Genomic DNA, 15,844 nt, shown 5'->3' with positions numbered 1-15,844 from the left:
CGACCCGCACGTCAGGAGCCGGCGTTCGTGGAGCTGACCAGTACGTCGTTCCTCGTCACCCTCATTGCCGTCACCGCGCTCGCGATGCTCGCCGCCCTGCTGCTGTGGAACCGGATCCCCGGGCCGGGGTGGGTGCGCTGGCCCGTGCGGGTGCTGATGATCGGGCTGTGCCAGCTGACGTCCATCGCGGTGATCGCGACGTGGATCAACGGCAGCTACGGGCTCTACTCCTCGTGGAACGATCTGCTGGGCACGGAGAACGCGCAGAACGCCTCGGCGATGACGGGGCCGCCGCTGGGCCGGGCCAAGTTCATCCAGGGCGGGGACGGTACGCAGAGCACCTATTTCCGGGGCTCGCATTCGAAACTGGCCGGGCAGGTGATCGTGTGGACGCCGCCCGAGTACGGGGCGCCGGGCGCGGAGAAGACCCGGTTCCCGGTGCTGATGCTGCTGCACGGTTATCCGGGCTCGCCGCGGACCTGGATCGACCTGGGCGGCATGCCGGGGACGCTGGACCAGCTGGTGCGGCTGGGCGCGGCGCTCCCGTTCATCGTGGTGATCCCGGACGTCTACCCGGGCGGGGTGAACACCGACTGCAGCAACACGCCGACGCGGAAGGTGGCCAGCTGGCTCGCGGAGGACGTGACGGACCTGGTCGCGAAGAACTTCCGTACGCTGCGCGAGCCGAAGGGCTGGGGGCTGATGGGGGTCTCGACGGGGGCGTTCTGCGCGGTCAAGCTGCCGTTGCAGTATCCGAAGGTGTTCCGGGCGGGGGCGGCCCTGGACCCGGATCCGCTGGGCGGGGATCCGCAGGTGCTGGCCGATCCGGCGCTGCGCGAGCGCAACAGCCCGCTGTGGCTGGTCCGGCAGGCCAGGGGGGCCGACGTCGGGCTGTTCCTGGCCACCTCGGCGCAGGACAAGGACAGCCCGCCGGCTCAGCTGGAGGCCTTCGGCCGGGCCGCGGCGGGCACCGGGGTCCGGGTGAAGACCCTGGTCCGCCCGTCCGGCGGCCACAACTTCCAGACCTGGACGGCGATGTACGCGGACGCGCTGGGCTGGCTGAGCACGGAGCTCTCGCCGCCCGGCGACGGCCGCGGCTAGTCGCCTAGCCCAGCCGGACGGGGAGGGATTCGACGCTGTTGCCGATGAAGCTGTGCAGGTACGGGAGTTCCGGCTCGGGGACCGCGAGGTCGAGATCGGGGAAGCGGGCGAAGAGCCGCTCCAGGGCGATGGTGGCCTCCAGGCGGGCGAGCGGGGCGCCCACGCAGTAGTGCGCGCCGTGCCCGAACGAGAGGTGGCGGGCGGCGCCGGGGCGGGTGAGGTCGAAGCGGTCGGCGTCCGGGCCGTGGAAGGCCTCGTCGCGGCCGGCCGAGGTGTAGCTGGCGAGGACCGGGGTGCCCTGCGGGATCACGGTCCCGTCGACGGTGAGGTCGCGGGCGGCGTACCGGAACGGGAACCAGCTGACCGGTGCGTCCCAGCGCAGGGTCTCGTCGACCACGTCGGACCAGGTGGCCTTGGACTCCCGGACCAGGGCGAGCTGGTCGCGGTGGGTGCACAGGGCGCGGACGGCGTTGCCGATCAGGTTGAGGGTGGTCTCGTGGCCGGCGACCAGCATCAGGCGCATGGTGCCGATGAGTTCGGCCTCGCTGAGCCGGTCGCCGTCGCCCTCGCGGGCGGCGATCAGTGCGCTGGTCAGGTCCTCGCCGGGGGCCTCCCGGCGGGCGTCGGCGATCGTGCCCATCAGCTCGACGAGCTCCCGTACGGCGGCCATCACCTCGGCGGGGGTGGTGTCGGTGGCGATGATCACCGTGTGGGACAGGTGGTGCAGCCGGTCCCGGTGCTCGGGGTCCACGCCGAGCAGCTCGCAGATGACGCTCATGGGCAGGGGCAGCGCGAACCGGGAACGCAGGTCCACGACCCCGTCGGGGGCTTCGGCGGCCGCCCGGGCGAGGTCGTCGAGCAGCGTGTCGGTCAACTCCTCGATGCGCGGCCGCAGTCGTTCCACCTGGCGGGCGGTGAAGGCGTTGCCGACCAGGGAGCGCAGCCTGCGGTGGTCGGCGCCGTCGGCGGTGTGCATGCCCTGGGCGTTGGCGAACACCCGCAGCGGCCAGTCGGGCGGGATGGTGCCGTCGTGCAGGGCGGGGAAGTGCCGGGCGTCCTTGGCCGCGTCGGGGTGGGCGAGGAACTCCTTCAGCGCTTCGTGTCCGAGGACGACGGCCCCGGGCACCCCGCCGGGCAGGACGACGTCCGCCACGGCGCCCTGGGCGCGCAGCCGGGCGTTGAGGGCGTGCGGGCAGCCGCCGGCGGGGTCGATGGCGTACGCGGGCGCGGGTGCGGGCACGGGCACGGGTGCGGGTGCGCTGTCGGGTGACAAGCCGGGTCTCCTGACCGTCTGGACGAGTGGACGAACCTCGGGCAACAGTGCGGCCTGGAGGGCGGGTTGGACAAGTCCGTTCCCGGGCCCCCCGGGCGGCGGGTGCCGGGAGGGGTCAACGGGCCAGGTGCAGCCGGGTGTGGAAGTGGCCGGCCGACTCCTTGCCGGCCGGGTCCTCGCCGAGCGCGGTGACGGCGGCCACCGCGCGCCGCTGCTCGTCGGGGTCGGTGAAGCGGCGCTGCGGCTGGGTGGCGGCGGACCGCTCGACGGTGAGTCCGTACGACTCCAGGCAGCGGGAGATCGGCCGGTAGTCGTGGGTGCGCAGGACGAAGGCGGCCACCGGCACGGGCCGCCCGGCGGCGCTGAGCAGGCGGGCGAAGGTGCGTCCGGTGAGGAAGCTGGTGCCGCCGGTGATGGTGATGAGGCCGGCGCCGGCGGCGGAGCGCCGCAGTCGCTCGCCCGGCTCCTCGGCCTCCAGGTCCACGCAGTGCCCCTCGTCGAGCAGTCCGACGGCCACCGCGTACTCCAGGGCGGGGGCCGACACGTCGATGCCGACGGCCCGTACGGCGTCGGGGCGGCGCCGGGCGGCGTAGAACTCGCGGTCCCGCTCGGCGAGTTCGGAGGTGGTCAGCTCGGCCGCCTTCGGCGAGGTGTAGCGCGCGTACAGCTCGTCGAGGGTGACGTCGTGGTTGAGGAGCGCGGTGTTGATCCCGTACGAGCAGCACACGTCGAGCACCGTCCGCCGTCCCGGGGCGAGTTCGCCGGCCAGGCCGCGGAACACCGGCTGGGCGTGGCCCGGGGTCTGGTAGGCGTACGGGCCCAGTCGGCCGAAGTATCCCCGCGGGTCGGGGAGTCCGTAGATCTCGTCGAAGCTCGTCATGCCGGCAGCGGTCATCGGGCGTACGCCTCCGAGGGTCACGGGCGGTTCTCGGGCGGATCTCGGGACCAGTCGTACCCACCTGTGCGCCGGCCTCGAAAGGCCGCCGATCCGGCCACCGGCACGGGCCGGGTGCCCGCGCCCGCGTGCCCGCGCCCGCGTGCCCGGCGGGCGGTGGCGGCGTAGGGTCGGGGCATGGCGGAAGAGCGGCGGACCCTCGAAGGCGAGGTCGCCCTGGTGGCCGGGGCGACACGGGGCGCGGGCCGGGGCATCGCGGTCCAGCTGGGCGCGCAGGGCGCGACGGTGTACGTGACGGGCCGCAGTACGCGCGGCAGCCGTTCGGAGTACGACCGGCCGGAGACCGTCGAGGAGACGGCGGAGCTGGTCACGGCGGCGGGCGGGCACGGCATCGCGGTGGTCGCGGACCATCTGGTGCCGGCGCAGGTGGAGGCGCTGGTCGGGCGGATCGACGCCGAGCAGGGGCGCCTGGACGTGCTGGTGAACGACATCTGGGGCGGCGAGCGGCTGTTCGAGTGGGACAGCACGGTGTGGGAGCACGACCTGGACAACGGGCTGCGGATCCTGCGGCTCGCGGTGGACACCCATGCCATCACGAGCCATTTCGCGCTGCCGCTGCTGCTGCGCGGGCCGGGCGGGCTGGTGGTGGAGATGACGGACGGCACGGCCGAGTACAACGCGGCCAACTACCGCGTCTCGTTCTTCTATGACCTCGCCAAGTCGGCGGTGCTGCGCATGGCGTTCGCGCTCGGGCACGAGCTGGGGCCGCGCGGGGCGACGGCGGTGGCGCTGACCCCGGGCTGGCTGCGCTCGGAGATGATGCTCGACAACTTCGGGGTGACCGAGGCGAACTGGCGGGACGCGCTGGAACAGATGCCGCACTTCGCCATCTCCGAGACCCCCTCCTACGTCGGGCGGGGTGTCGCCGCGCTCGCCGCGGACCCGGAGGTGGCGCGCTGGAACGGGCAGTCGCTCTCCAGCGCGCAGCTGGCCCGCGCGTACGGGTTCACGGATCTCGACGGCAGCAGGCCGGACGCCTGGCGCTACCTGGTCGAGGTCCAGGACCCGGGCCTCCCGGCCGACGTGACCGGCTACCGCTGACCGGGCCGCTCGCCTCCGCCGTCCCTTGCTCTCCAACAGCCCTCAGGGCAGCCGGAGTTCGCGGTCCTCCCCGAGCGGGGCGAAGAACCGCTCCACGTACGCGCCGGTGACTTCGGCCAGCGCGGGCGGGGACCAGCGGGGGCTGCGGTCCTTGTCGACGACTTGCGCCCGTATGCCCTCCACCAGGTCGGGCGCGCGCAGGGCGTGGCAGGAGACGCGGAACTCCTGTTCCAGCACCCGCTCCAGGGATCCGAGTCGCCGGGCGCGGCGGACGGCGGCCAGGGTGACCTTGAGCGAGGTCGGGGACTTGGCCAGGATCGTCTCGGCGGCCTCCTTGGCGGCCGGATCCCCCTCGGCCAGCAGCCGCTCGACGATCTCCTCGACGGTTTCGGCGGCGTAGCAGCGGTCGATCCAGGCGCGCCACCCGGCCAGTTCGCCCGGTGCGGGCCGCTGCGCGAAGCGCGGCAGCACCTCGTGCGCCGGGGCGCCGGCGAGCGCGGCGGTCAGCTCCGGCAGCCGGGCGGCGGGTACGAAGTGGTCGGCGAGAGCGCACAGCAGCGCGTCGGCCGCGCCCACGGCGGCCCCGGTCAGGGCCAGGTGGGTGCCGAGCTCCCCCGGGGCGCGGGCCAGGAGGTGCGTACCGCCCACGTCGGGGACGAAGCCGATGCCGGTCTCGGGCATGGCGACGCGGGAGCGTTCGGTGACGACGCGGACGCTGCCGTGGGCGGAGACGCCGACGCCGCCGCCCATGACGATGCCGTCCATGAGGGCCACGTAGGGCTTCGGGTAGCGGGCGATCCGCGCGTTCAGCCGGTACTCGTCGCGCCAGAAGCCCTCGGAGGCGTCGCCGCCGGCCTTCGCGTCGTCGTGGATGGCCCGGATGTCCCCGCCGGCGCACAGCCCGCGCTCGCCGGCGCCGCGGATGAGGACCTGGACGACGGCGGGGTCCTGCTCCCAGGCGGCCAGCGCCTCGGCGATCCGCAGCACCATGGGGTGGGTGAGGGCGTTGAGCGCCCTGGGGCGGTTGAGGGTGATCACCCCGGTGTGGCCCTCCGTGATGAACAGGGCCGTGTCGTCTGCGCCGTCTTCGGTCTTCACACCGGCCAGTATGTAGCGTGCAGCGGCATGCGGAAGATCATCCTGATGATGCAGGTGTCCCTGGACGGCTACTTCGAGGCCCCGGACGGGAACGCCCGTAGGTTCAGGGAAGGCGGCCGGGGTGGGCTCCGGGGGTGTGGCCGAAAGCGCGGCGGAAGACGTCGATGAAGGCGCTCGCGGAGGACCAGCCGCAGCGGTGCGCGACGGCGGTGACCGGGGTGCCGACGGCCAGCAGCCGCAGCGCCCGGTGCAGGCGCAGCTGGGTGCGCCACTGCGGGAAGGTCATGCCGAGTTCGGAGCGGAAGAGGCGGCTCAGGGTCCGCTCGCTCGCCCCTGCGCCGGCGGCCGCGCTCAGCGCCGCCAGCCCGCGGGAGTCCGCCGGATCGGCGTGCAGCAGGGCGCACACGGCCGCCAGCCGGGGGTCGGCGGGCGCGGGCAGGTGCAGGGGCTGCAGCGGCGCGGCGCGCAGCTGGTCGAGCAGGACCCCGAGCATCCGGCGCCGCTCGGGGCCCTCGTCCTCGGGGGCCCGCGTATAGGCCAGGATCAGCTCCCGCAGCAGCGGTCCCACGGCGATCACGGCGGGGGTGTCGAGGGCGAGCGGGTTGAGGCGGGTCGGCAGGCCGACGGAGTGCAGGTCGGTACGCCCGTAGGCGCGGTGCTCGTGCACCGTCCCGGCCGGGATCCACAGGGCGCGGCTGGTGGGGGCCACCCAGGTGCCGGCGTCGGTGGTGATGGACAGCACTCCGGAACCGGCGTAGGCGATCTGGTGGTCGTCGTGCCGGTGCGGGTCGATGCCGACGTGGGTGTCGAGCGCGCGGATGCTCGTCGCGGCCCGGGGGGTGTGGCGGATTTTCTGCATCACCCGGCATTTTATCGGAAGCGGGCCGCCCGCCGCAGGGGCGATCGTCGACCGGTGAACCCTTCGAAGACCGCTTCCGAGCCGCCCGCCGCAACGGGAACGCGTCCCGTGCGGCGCCGCCGCATCGCCGCCTTCGCGGCCGGCCATTCCTGCGTGGACGTCTACCAGGGCGCCGTCGCCGCGCTCGTCCCCTTCCTTGTCTCCGAGCGCGCCTACGGGTACGCCGCCGCCTCCGGCATCGTGCTGGCCGCCTCCGTGCTGTCCTCCGTGGTCCAGCCGCTGTTCGGGGCGCTGGCCGACCGGCGCGCGGTGCCGTGGCTGATCCCGCTGAGCACGGCCGCCGCCGGGCTGGGCATCGCCCTCGTCGGCGCGGACGCCGGGTATGCGGCCACCGTCGCCGCCGTGGCCCTGTCCGGGCTGGGTGTGGCGGCCTACCACCCGGCGGCCGCCCGGCTGATCCGTACCGCCGCGGGCGGCCCCGGGCACTCGGCGATGAGCTGGTTCGCGCTCGGCGGCAACATCGGCTTCGCGTGCGCGCCGCTGCTCGTCGTGGGGGCCCTGTCGGTGTCCGGACCGGCGGGCTGGGGGCTGCTGGCCCTCCCGGCCGCGCTGGGCGTCGTACTGAACCTCCCCCGGCCGGCGCGGGACCGGGCGGGTGGACCGGCGGCGGGGCCGTCCGCCGGGACGCCGGGGCCCGAGGACCGGCGGGCGTTCCTGCGGCTCTCCCTCGTGGTGGTGGTCCGGTCCGTGGCGTTCATCGGGCTGAGCACGTTCATCGCCCTGTACGTGCGCGAGCGCGGCGGCGGTGAGACGGCCGGGGCGGTGGCCCTGTTCGCCCTGTTCGCGGGCAGCGCGGGCGGCACCCTGCTGGGCGGCCGGCTGGCCGCCCGCTGGGGCCGGACCACCACCGTCAGCCGGGCGTACGCGGCCGCCGCCCCCGCCGTCGCGGGCGTGCTGTGCCTGCCCCTCCCCCTGGTGTACGTCTGCGCGGCGCTGGCGGCCGCCGCCCTGTACGTGCCGTTCTCGCTCCAGGTCACGCTGGGCCAGGACTACCTGCCGGCCCGCATGGGGACGGCCGGCGGGGTCACCCTCGGCCTGACGGTCAGCGTCGGCGGGCTGGCGAGCCCCGTCATCGGCGCCCTCGCGGACGCCACCTCCGTACGGACGGCCCTGCTCCCCCTGGCCGCCCTTCCCCTGCTGGCCTGGGCCCTGGCCCGGCGCCTGCCGGAGCCCGCACCGGGCGTCTGAGCGGACGCGGCCGGGCGGCGGGCGGCCAGCGGCGGGGCGGCCGGCTGCGCGGCGGGCAGCGGGCGGCGGGGCGGCCGGCGGCGGTCAGTCCTTCGGGAGGGCCCGGTGCGCCCGCCAGGCGGCCAGGGCCTGCTGCCGGGTGCCCTCGGGGTGGCGCTCGTGCCAGTCGCGCAGGAACCGGTTGAACTCGAACTGGGCGGCGACCTCCTGGGGTTCGGCCGCCCGGGCTCGGGTGGCGTGCCAGTGGGCGACGGCCTCGGCGAGGGTGTGTCCCGCGTGCCCGGCCACGTACTCCCGCATGAAGGCGTCGAAGTGGAAGGCCGGCCCGATCTCGCCGACGAAGAAGGCCCTGAGGACCTGACTGCACCGCTGGCCCTCCGGGATCACGGTGTCGCCGTCGACGGGGGCCGCGAGCTGCCGCCCGCCCCGGCGCGGGGCGCGGACCGGCTCCGGCGGCCGGATCCCGTCGAGTGCGGCGGCCAGCCGGGCCGTCAGCGCCACCTTGCCGCCACTGGCGGGCAGGCCCATCTTCCGGGCGAGTTCCGACAGTTCGGCCAGCGTCCAGTACCAGCGCAGCAATTCCGCCCCGGTCAGTGCCGGAGACAGGGCGGGCCGGGTTTCCTCGATATTCGTACTCATGTTCCTATTCTAAGAAGAGGCCTGCCCCGTGGCCGCCACGCCGTTCGGCGCGGACCGGAACGCCGGCGGCTCGCGGTCCGGGTTTCATGGGCGGGAGAGTGAATCCCGGAACGACCGCAGGGAGCCCGGATGACCGCCGCAGCCGACCGCACCGAACGCTCGCCCCTGACCCTCGACGACGGCACCGCCCTGGTCCTGATCGACCTCCAGCAGGGCATCCTGGCCCTGCCGACCACCCGCCCCGCCGCCGAGGTCCTCGCGAACGGCGTCCTGCTCGCCGAGGCGTTCCGCGCCCACAGGCTGCCCGTGGTGCTGGTCAGGGTCGCCTGGTCGCCCGACGGCGGCGACCTGCCCACCACCGACGTGGACCGCCCGGGCCCGGCCGCCGCCCCGCCCGCCGCGTTCTCGCAGATCCCGGCCGAGCTCGCCGCCCTCGGCGACGTCGTGGTGACCAAGCGCCACTGGGGCGCCTTCACCGGGACCGAGCTCGACCTCCAGCTGCGCCGCCGCGGCATCCACCGGATCGTCCTGGCCGGACTCTCCACCAGCGTCGGCGTCGAGTCCACCGCCCGTACGGCCTGGGAGCACAGCTACTCGCTGGTCTTCGCCGAGGACGCCACGGCCGACACCGACTCCGCGTCCCACGCCCACTCGTTCGGCAAGATCTTCCCGCGCATCGGCAGGGTCAGCACGACCGCCGAGATCCTCGCCGCCCTCGACGACGCCTGACCCGTATTCCGTCTGACGCTGCGGCATGTATTCCGCTAAACCCGGGGTCCAACACCTGACGTGACATCAAATGGCCGGAATTGTTGCCGTTTCAGCTGTGGTTATGCTCATCACCCGAGTGACTGACGACTTTTATCGATCACTTACGGGCAGAGTGGGGCGGCCGATAAACACCCCCACGTGATCGCAGGACCGGAGAATCGATGGACAGGAACCTTGTCATCCAGACCCCCGCTGGTGGCCAGGAGTTCGACGAGAGCCAAGTGCCGCTCTATTACAGCCGCAAGACCGCGGACATCCTCCACAAGTACGGACCAGGACCCAGGGTCCACTTCCACATGGGTCTGTTCGGCCCGGGCGCGACGCCGAACACCACCGTCTCCCAGCGCGTGCTCAAGCGCCGCATCGTGGAGTCCCAGGAAGCCATAGTCGAGCACGCGGCCCGCAGTTGGGGCGCGTACACCAGCCCGCCCGGCAGCGTCCTCGACATCGGCTGCGGTGTCGGCGGCGGGTCGCTCTACTGGGCCCAGGAGCACGGCGCGACGGTCACCGGGCTCACCGTCGCCGCCGATCACATACCCGTGATCCAGGACTTCGCCCGCCAGGCCGGCGTCGGCGACCGCGTCACCCCCCTCCTGGCCGACGTGCACGCCTTCACGGCCGACCGGAAGTACGACGCCGCCTACGCCAACGAGAGCTCCGGCTACATGGACCGCGAGCGCCTCTTCCAGGTCGTGGCCCGCTCCCTCAGGCCGGGCGGCTGGTTCGGCATCCAGGAGCACTTCATCTGCCGGCCCGAGTGGACCGAGTTCATCGACGGCTACTACAAGACGCGCCTCGGCACCCTCACCGAGTACCTCACCGCCGCCGAGGCGGCCGGCTTCGAGCTGGAGCAGGACGAGGACGTCACCGACCGGGTCGCCGAGTTCTGGGTGCAGTCCATGGCCTGGAACACCGCCGAGCTGGACCGCGTCGAAAGCTCCGGCCCCCGCTCCGCCTGGTCGCGCGAACGACTCCAGGAGTCCACCATCACGCACGGGAAGCTGTTCCGCATCTGGCGCGATCACGCCCTGGAGACACGGCTGCTGATGTTCCGTCTGGGCGGGGGCAGCTGACCGATGCCCCCCGCCCACGGCGACAACACCCGCCCCTCCCGCATCGGCTGGCCGCTGCCGGCCTTCTACTGGCCGTTCGAGAGGGATCTGATCCATCCCAAGGCGGCCGAGCTCGAAGAGCGGTCCATCGCCTGGATCGACGCCTTCGGCCTCTACCCGGACGCCACCGAGCGCGCCTGGGGACTGGCCACGCGCAGCGCCGACATGGTCAGCCGGATCGTGCCCTACGGCGATGTGGAGCCGATGCTGCTCTTCTCCCAGTGGTGCTACTGGGCCTTCGCCGCCGACGACTGGCAGGACTCCGGCACCGGCCCCGCGCGTACGGCGGCCGTCGCCGACCACGGAGCGCGGATGATCCGCACCCTGGAGGTGCCCGGCGCCGGCCTGCTGCCGCCCGGACCGTACACGGCCGCGCTGGACGACCTGGTGGCGCGTACGCGGGAGATGCTCACCCCCGAGCAGCTCCAGCGCCTCACCGAGGGCCTGCGGGACTGGATCTTCGGTGCCGCCGCGCGGACGGCGGCGGAGGAGCAGGGCGTCATGCCCGGCCTCAACGACTTCGCTTCGACCCGCATCTCGGTCGGCGCGACCCGGTTCCTGCTCACGTGGTGCGACGTCGCGAACGGGATCCACGTACCGGGCGAGGTGCTGTACTCCCCGCCCGTCCAGGCGCTGACCGACGCCGCCGGGTTCATCGTCGCCTGCGACAACGACGTGTTCTCGTACAACAAGGACGACCACCAGGAGCCGCTGGAGCAGAACCTGCTCAACGTCCTGGCCCGGGAGCAGGGCTGTACGCCCGCCGAGGCGCTGCCCGCCGTGTACGCGTTGCGGGACCGGTCGGTGACCCTGTTCCGCAGGCTGCGCGAGCAGCTGGCGCGGGACGCCGACGAGCAGCTCGCGCGCCATCTCGTCTCGGTGGAGCACTGGGTCTCGGGAGACACCGCGTACCACAACGGGGCGCTGCGCTACGCCAGTCCGCGCAACCGCAACGCGCTTCCCGTCGAGGGGGCCTCGTTCGACATCACCTGGCGGGACGAGCCCAGCGACCCGAGCGTCGAGCCGCTGCCGATCCCGGCCCTCGCCTGGTGGTGGCAGCAGCTCGACGACTCCTCGCGCTGAGGGCGGCGGCGCCGGGCTTCGCCGGGCGCCGCCGAGTTCGCCGAGGTCAGCGGCGGCCGCGCAGGCGGGACCACCAGGAGCCCCGGCCCGCCGGCCGCTCCCCGGCGACGGGGGCGGCTTGCGGGGCCGTACGCAGCGGCTGTGCGGCCGGCCGGTCGGCGCCGGGTACCGGCGTGGAGCCGGTGACGGTGCTGCCGCGCGGGCTGAACCGTACGGGGAGGGCGACCAGGTGACGGGACATCAGTGAGGACTTCCACTGGAGCTGGTCCTCGGCGACGGCCAGTTCCAGGTCGGGCAGCCGGGTCAGCAGGGTGTCGATGCCGGTGTCCGCGATGGCCCGGCCGATGTCCGCTCCGGGGCACTCGTGCGGGCCGCTGCTGAAGGACAGGTGCGAGCGGTTGCCGTGGACGGGCAGGGTCGCGTCCGGCCGGATCTCGGGGTCGAGGTTCGCGGCCCCGAGGCCGAGCAGCAGCATGTCCCCGGCCTTGATCGGCGTCCCGGCCAGCTCCGTGTCGCCGGTGGCCCAGCGCCCCAGGACCGTCATGAGCGGGGGCTCGTCCCACAGGACCTGCTCCAGCGCGTCCGGGAGCGTCATGTGCCCGCCGGAGAGGTTCGCGCGGAAGCGGCGGTCCGTGAGGACCATGCGCACCGTGTTCGCGATCAGGTTGGCGGTCGTCTCGAACGCCGCGATCAGCACCAGCCGCAGGTGCTCCACGATCTCCTCGTCGCCGAGCGCGGTGTGGTGCTCCAGCAGCCAGGTGGTGAAGTCCCGGCCGGGCACCTCCCGTTTGGCGGCGACCAGGTCCCGCAGGGTGACCACGACGTACTCGTTGCTCGCGAGGGCCGTCTCGGTGCCCCGGATCATGTCGCGGGCGGCCTCGACGAGGCGCGGTCCGTAGGACTCCGGCGCTCCGACGAGCTGGGTCATCACCAGCATCGGCAGCGGCTCGGCGAAGTCCGCGACCAGGTCGGCCCTGCCGGACTGGGCGAACGCGTCGATCAGCTGGTCGGCGAAGCGCTTCACGTACCGGCGCACACCGCGGCGGTCGAAGCGCTCCAGCGACTCGGTGATCGCCCCGCGCAGCCGCTCGTGCTCGACGCCGTCGACGAAGTGGCACACGGGCTGCCAGGCCGTCATCGGGGTCAGCGGGTGGTCCGGGGGGACGTTGCCCTCCTGCTGGTCCCGCCAGTGGCGCGGGTCGCGGGTGAAGCGGGACGGGGTGCGCGCCACGTCCAGGTTCTCCCGGTGGCCCAGTACCAGCCAGGCCGGGAGGTCGCCGTGGACGAGGACGGGGGCCACCGCGCCGTGCTCGGCGCGCAGCTTCTCGTACAGGCCCATGGGGTCGGCCTCGGCCTCGGCTCCGTAGAGCCGGTGGGCGGGGCAGCCGGGCGGCGGGGCGGCCGGACCCGGCTGGTGGGTGGGGGTGGTGCTCACGAGGCCTCCGGGGTCGCGGCGAGGGAGTGCAGGTAGCGCATCAGCGTCATCAGGACGTCGCGGCTGGAGTCGCGCCGGCGGGCGTCACAGAAGACCAGCGGTACGGCCGTGGGCAGGTCGAGGGCGGCGCGGAGCTCCTCCAGGGGGTGCTCGGGCGCGTCGGGGAAGGAGTTGACGGCTACGACGAACGGCACCCCGCGCTCCTCCAGCCGGCCGATCACGTCGAAGCTGACCTCCAGCCGGCGGGTGTCGACCAGGACCACCGCGCCGAGCGCGCCCTCGAACAGGCCGCGCCACAGGAACCAGAAGCGCTCCTGGCCGGGGGTGCCGAACAGGTACAGCACCAGCTCCTGGTTGATGCTGATGCGGCCGAAGTCCATGGCCACGGTGGTGGAGGTCTTGCGCTCCACCCCCGCCGTGTCGTCGACGCCGACCCCGGCCTGGGTCATCGTCTCCTCGGTGGTGAGCGGCCGGATCTCGCTGACCGAGCCGACCAGGGTCGTCTTGCCGACCCCGAAGCCGCCCACGATCACCACCTTGACTGCGGCGGCGGCCGTGGCCGGCAGCGCGTCCTCGCGCCGGGGCGCGGTGGCCCGGTCAGAGCTTTCGAAGTCCATCGATGACTGCCTCAATCAGTGCCAGGTCCGGGAGTTTGGCGGGGGCGACGGGTGGGCGGGAGAGCACGAGGTTGGCGGCGATCAGGTCACCGAGGAGGACGGTGACCACGCTCACCGGCAGGCCGAGATACGCGGAGATCTCGGCCAGCGAGAGCGGCGACTGGCACAGCCGCATGATCGCCGCGTGTTCCGGCTGCATCCCGGGCCTGGGCCCCGACTTGGCGATGATCAGCGTGACGAGGTCGAGGTGGCTGGGGTCTAAATCGCCGCTCCGGCCGCCGGTGATCACGTACAGCCGCTCGGGAGTGCCGTCCTCCCAGTCCCCGCCCGGGTTGCTCACGCCGGCTGCCCGTCGCGGCGCGGCGGGCTGCTCAGGTGTTCTCCGATCCGGGCGACGAGGTCGCGCATCCGCTGGCCCATCAGACCGGCGTCGACGCCTTCGTCGGCCAGTACGGCGAGGAAGGCGCCGGCCCCGGCCGCCATGAGGTAGAAGAAGCCGCCGTCCATCTCGATGACGACGAGCCGCATCCGGCCGCTGCTGCCCGGGAGTTCGGTGGCGACGGCGCCGGCGAGGCTCTGCAGTCCGGCGCAGGCGGCGGCGAGCCGGTCGGCGGTGTCGGTCTCCGCCCCGTACTGCGCCATGCGCAGGCCGTCCGCGGACAGGACGATGACGTGGCGGGTCTGCGGGACGCCCTCGGCCAGGTCCTTGAGCATCCAGTCCATATTGGTCTGCTGCTGGCTCATGGCTGTTCCCCCTTGCTCGCCGAGGCCGGCGAGGCATCCGTGTTCTGGCTTGCTGCGCCGCTCCGGGTCGCGGCGGTCTGGCTGTCCCCCGACAGGCCTCCCTGGAAGGCGGCCAGCCACATCCCGGGCTGTACCTCGGGCTGCGGGTCCGGCGCCGGATCGGGCGCGCGTCCGGATCCGTACGCGTACCCGGTCTCCTGCGCGTACCCGTGCCCGGCTCGGTCCGCGGCCGCCTCGGCCGCCGCCACGATCCGGTCTCCGGTGCCCGTGCCGCCGCCGCCCGCGGCCGCGGGCGCCTCGGGTGCCACGGCGCGGGTCTTGCGGCGGCGCTGCGGCAGGCCGCCCGGGGTCCGCTCGGTCACGGCGGGTACCTCGTCGGGCGCGGCCGGCATCCGGGGTCCGGTGACCGGGCGCGCCGGCTCCGGCCGTACGTCCGGGGCCCCGGGCGCGGCGGTGGTCACGGCCGTGGTCTCGCCGGTGGTCGTGCCGGCGGCGGGCGGCAGGGCGGCACGGGGGCCCGAGGCGGTGCCGATGCCGTGGGCGACGCCGGTCGCGGCGGCGGCCGTGGTGATGAGCGACTGCGGGATGACCAGCACGGCGCGTACGCCGCCGTACGCGGACGCGCGCAGCGAGACCTGGAAGTCGTACGCCTGCGCGAGCCGGCCGACCACGGCGAGGCCCAGGCGCGGGGTCTCCCCGAGGTCGGTGAGGTCGATGCCCTGCTGGGCCTGGCGGAGCATGCGCTCGGCCCGCTTGCGGGCCTCCTCGCTCATGCTCACGCCGCCGTCCTCGATCTCGACGGCGATGCCCGAGTTCACGTCGACGGCGGTCAGGTGGACCCGGGTCTGCGGCGGGGAGTAGCGGGTCGCGTTGTCCAGGAGCTCGGCGAGCGCGTGGATGAGCGGTTCGACGGCGGGGCCGACGACGGCGACCTGCGAGACGGAGTGCAGCTCCACGCGCTGGTAGTCGATGATCCGCGACATGGCGCCGCGCAGCACGCTGTACAGCGGGACGGCCTTGCTCCACTGGCGGCCGGGCCGGGCGCCGCCGAGCACGGCGATGGAGTCGGCGAGGCGGCCGATGAGGGCCGTGCCGTGGTCAAGCCGCAGCAGGTCGCCGAAGACCTTGGGGCTGCGGCCGTGCCGGTCCTCCATCTCCCGCAGTTCCTGGGCCTGTTGGTGCACGATGGCCTGAACACGGCGGGCGATGTTGACGAAGGCGCGCTGCGCGGAGTCGCGCAGGTCCTCCTCGGCGACGACGGCGTCGAGCACCGAGCGCAGCACGGCCTGGTGCGCCGCCCTGAACTCCTGCGTCAGGCCGGGCCCGTGGGTGTCGAGCTCCTCCAGGGAGGCGAGCACCTCCTCGGGGAACTCGCCCTTGCGCAGCCGCTCCACGACATCGGGCAGCAGCTCCTGCGCGAGTCGTACGGTCTCGGCCTGCTGCCGGTGCAGGGCCGACTCCTGCGCGGCGACCGTCGCCCGCAGCGCGGCGACCGCCTTGCCGCGCCGGGCGGCCTCACCGCAGGACAGGGCGACGGCCACGAAGGCCACGGCTCCCACCCAGGCGACGGGGGTGCGGGCAGGTGCGGACACCTGCACCACGGCGAACGCCGCGACGGCGGCGGTCAGCAGGGCGGGCAGCGCCCAAACGACGGGTGAGGTGGGCCCTGGACTTCCGGGCGACGATCCCACGCGAACCATCAGAACCCTCAAACGATCGAAAGCGAATGATCATATGACAACGGCCCGGAATCTTAGCGTCTATATGCGCGGCCCTTGACAGCAGGTCATGATCCGGACGGAGCCGGGAGGTTGACGCTCCGTAATATGGCTGAAACCCGCAGGTCCGCCACCCCGCCCGTGCCCGCC

General features: G+C 73.7%; 16 protein-coding genes. 6 read left to right on the top strand and 10 right to left on the bottom strand.

Features of this window, described 5'->3' with window-relative positions; translation table 11 throughout:
* Nucleotides 1-27: 27 nt before the first annotated feature.
* Nucleotides 28-1,101, top strand: coding sequence for an alpha/beta hydrolase (locus tag IF02_RS0126375; protein WP_030161115.1), 1,074 nt, complete (start codon nucleotides 28-30; stop codon nucleotides 1,099-1,101).
* Between the two features lie 4 nt (nucleotides 1,102-1,105).
* Here the strand turns inward: IF02_RS0126375 and IF02_RS0126370 are convergent, their stop codons facing one another.
* Both IF02_RS0126370 and IF02_RS0126365 read right to left on the bottom strand, forming a co-directional pair.
* Nucleotides 1,106-2,374: a cytochrome P450 family protein gene (locus IF02_RS0126370; protein WP_051696563.1), complete on the bottom strand. Its 1,269-nt coding sequence runs from the start codon at nucleotides 2,372-2,374 to the stop codon at nucleotides 1,106-1,108.
* Nucleotides 2,375-2,489: 115 nt separating this feature from the next.
* Nucleotides 2,490-3,269: a hypothetical protein gene (locus IF02_RS0126365; RefSeq protein WP_030161110.1), complete on the bottom strand. Its 780-nt coding sequence runs from the start codon at nucleotides 3,267-3,269 to the stop codon at nucleotides 2,490-2,492.
* A 177-nt stretch (nucleotides 3,270-3,446) separates the two neighbouring features.
* On the opposite strand from IF02_RS0126365, the gene IF02_RS0126360 reads away from it, so the two are divergent.
* Nucleotides 3,447-4,370, top strand: a complete 924-nt coding sequence (locus tag IF02_RS0126360; RefSeq protein WP_030161108.1) for an SDR family oxidoreductase — start codon at nucleotides 3,447-3,449, stop codon at nucleotides 4,368-4,370.
* Between the two features lie 42 nt (nucleotides 4,371-4,412).
* On the opposite strand, the gene IF02_RS0126355 is transcribed toward IF02_RS0126360, so the two are convergent.
* Both IF02_RS0126355 and IF02_RS0126350 read right to left on the bottom strand, forming a co-directional pair.
* A complete protein-coding gene (locus IF02_RS0126355) occupies nucleotides 4,413-5,468 on the bottom strand; it encodes an enoyl-CoA hydratase/isomerase family protein (protein ID WP_199809285.1) in 1,056 nt (351 codons plus the stop codon).
* Between the two features lie 103 nt (nucleotides 5,469-5,571).
* A complete protein-coding gene (locus IF02_RS0126350) occupies nucleotides 5,572-6,327 on the bottom strand; it encodes a helix-turn-helix domain-containing protein (protein WP_030161106.1) in 756 nt (251 codons plus the stop codon).
* Between the two features lie 108 nt (nucleotides 6,328-6,435).
* Between IF02_RS0126350 and IF02_RS0126345 the strand changes: the two genes are divergently transcribed.
* Nucleotides 6,436-7,575 carry an MFS transporter gene (locus IF02_RS0126345; RefSeq protein ID WP_030161105.1) on the top strand — a complete coding sequence of 380 codons (1,140 nt, stop codon included), beginning with the start codon at nucleotides 6,436-6,438 and terminating at the stop codon, nucleotides 7,573-7,575.
* Between the two features lie 84 nt (nucleotides 7,576-7,659).
* On the opposite strand, the gene IF02_RS0126340 is transcribed toward IF02_RS0126345, so the two are convergent.
* Nucleotides 7,660-8,214 (bottom strand): DUF6434 domain-containing protein, encoded by a 555-nt coding sequence (locus IF02_RS0126340; RefSeq protein ID WP_030161104.1) that lies wholly within the window; start codon nucleotides 8,212-8,214, stop codon nucleotides 7,660-7,662.
* Nucleotides 8,215-8,343: 129 nt separating this feature from the next.
* Between IF02_RS0126340 and IF02_RS0126335 the strand changes: the two genes are divergently transcribed.
* The 3 genes from IF02_RS0126335 (at nucleotide 8,344) to IF02_RS0126325 (ending at nucleotide 11,180) form a co-directional block, all read left to right on the top strand.
* Nucleotides 8,344-8,943 (top strand): hydrolase, encoded by a 600-nt coding sequence (locus IF02_RS0126335; RefSeq protein WP_051696562.1) that lies wholly within the window; start codon nucleotides 8,344-8,346, stop codon nucleotides 8,941-8,943.
* A gap of 203 nt (nucleotides 8,944-9,146) precedes the next feature.
* On the top strand, nucleotides 9,147-10,058 hold the full coding sequence (locus IF02_RS0126330) for an SAM-dependent methyltransferase (RefSeq protein ID WP_030161101.1): 912 nt from the start codon (nucleotides 9,147-9,149) through the stop codon (nucleotides 10,056-10,058).
* Between the two features lie 3 nt (nucleotides 10,059-10,061).
* Nucleotides 10,062-11,180 carry a terpene synthase family protein gene (locus IF02_RS0126325; RefSeq protein ID WP_030161098.1) on the top strand — a complete coding sequence of 373 codons (1,119 nt, stop codon included), beginning with the start codon at nucleotides 10,062-10,064 and terminating at the stop codon, nucleotides 11,178-11,180.
* 46 nt (nucleotides 11,181-11,226) lie between these two features.
* Here the strand turns inward: IF02_RS0126325 and IF02_RS0126320 are convergent, their stop codons facing one another.
* The 5 genes from IF02_RS0126320 to IF02_RS0126300 are packed head-to-tail and all read right to left on the bottom strand — an operon-like array spanning nucleotide 11,227 to nucleotide 15,676.
* Nucleotides 11,227-12,615 (bottom strand): cytochrome P450, encoded by a 1,389-nt coding sequence (locus tag IF02_RS0126320; RefSeq protein ID WP_030161096.1) that lies wholly within the window; start codon nucleotides 12,613-12,615, stop codon nucleotides 11,227-11,229.
* The gene (locus IF02_RS0126315; RefSeq protein WP_030161094.1) at nucleotides 12,612-13,232 is read right to left on the bottom strand and encodes a GTP-binding protein; all 621 of its coding nucleotides are present in this window, start codon (nucleotides 13,230-13,232) and stop codon (nucleotides 12,612-12,614) included. The genes IF02_RS0126320 and IF02_RS0126315 overlap by 4 nt, the downstream gene beginning before the upstream one ends.
* Nucleotides 13,213-13,572 carry a DUF742 domain-containing protein gene (locus tag IF02_RS0126310; protein ID WP_030161092.1) on the bottom strand — a complete coding sequence of 120 codons (360 nt, stop codon included), beginning with the start codon at nucleotides 13,570-13,572 and terminating at the stop codon, nucleotides 13,213-13,215. The genes IF02_RS0126315 and IF02_RS0126310 overlap by 20 nt, the downstream gene beginning before the upstream one ends.
* The gene (locus IF02_RS0126305) at nucleotides 13,569-13,976 is read right to left on the bottom strand and encodes a roadblock/LC7 domain-containing protein (protein WP_030161090.1); all 408 of its coding nucleotides are present in this window, start codon (nucleotides 13,974-13,976) and stop codon (nucleotides 13,569-13,571) included. The genes IF02_RS0126310 and IF02_RS0126305 overlap by 4 nt, the downstream gene beginning before the upstream one ends.
* The gene (locus tag IF02_RS0126300) at nucleotides 13,973-15,676 is read right to left on the bottom strand and encodes a sensor histidine kinase (protein WP_051696561.1); all 1,704 of its coding nucleotides are present in this window, start codon (nucleotides 15,674-15,676) and stop codon (nucleotides 13,973-13,975) included. The genes IF02_RS0126305 and IF02_RS0126300 overlap by 4 nt, the downstream gene beginning before the upstream one ends.
* Between the last annotated feature and the right edge of the window lie 168 nt (nucleotides 15,677-15,844).

The organism is Streptomyces sp. NRRL S-244, assembly GCF_000717915.1.
In the GTDB taxonomy this organism is placed as follows: domain Bacteria; phylum Actinomycetota; class Actinomycetes; order Streptomycetales; family Streptomycetaceae; genus Streptomyces.
Note: the sequence above shows the minus strand (reverse complement) of the source record. Positions and strands in the feature narration are given on the sequence as shown.

Coding starts and splice junctions, on each gene's coding strand:
- IF02_RS0126315 (WP_030161094.1), bottom strand. CDS start 13,232: ATGGACTTCGAAAGCTCTGACCGGGCCACCGCGCCCCGGCGCGAGGAC.
- IF02_RS0126335 (WP_051696562.1), top strand. CDS start 8,344: ATGACCGCCGCAGCCGACCGCACCGAACGCTCGCCCCTGACCCTCGAC.
- IF02_RS0126360 (WP_030161108.1), top strand. CDS start 3,447: ATGGCGGAAGAGCGGCGGACCCTCGAAGGCGAGGTCGCCCTGGTGGCC.
- IF02_RS0126325 (WP_030161098.1), top strand. CDS start 10,062: ATGCCCCCCGCCCACGGCGACAACACCCGCCCCTCCCGCATCGGCTGG.
- IF02_RS0126340 (WP_030161104.1), bottom strand. CDS start 8,214: ATGAGTACGAATATCGAGGAAACCCGGCCCGCCCTGTCTCCGGCACTG.
- IF02_RS0126350 (WP_030161106.1), bottom strand. CDS start 6,327: ATGCAGAAAATCCGCCACACCCCCCGGGCCGCGACGAGCATCCGCGCG.
- IF02_RS0126330 (WP_030161101.1), top strand. CDS start 9,147: ATGGACAGGAACCTTGTCATCCAGACCCCCGCTGGTGGCCAGGAGTTC.
- IF02_RS0126305 (WP_030161090.1), bottom strand. CDS start 13,976: ATGAGCCAGCAGCAGACCAATATGGACTGGATGCTCAAGGACCTGGCC.
- IF02_RS0126365 (WP_030161110.1), bottom strand. CDS start 3,269: ATGACCGCTGCCGGCATGACGAGCTTCGACGAGATCTACGGACTCCCC.
- IF02_RS0126300 (WP_051696561.1), bottom strand. CDS start 15,676: ATGGTTCGCGTGGGATCGTCGCCCGGAAGTCCAGGGCCCACCTCACCC.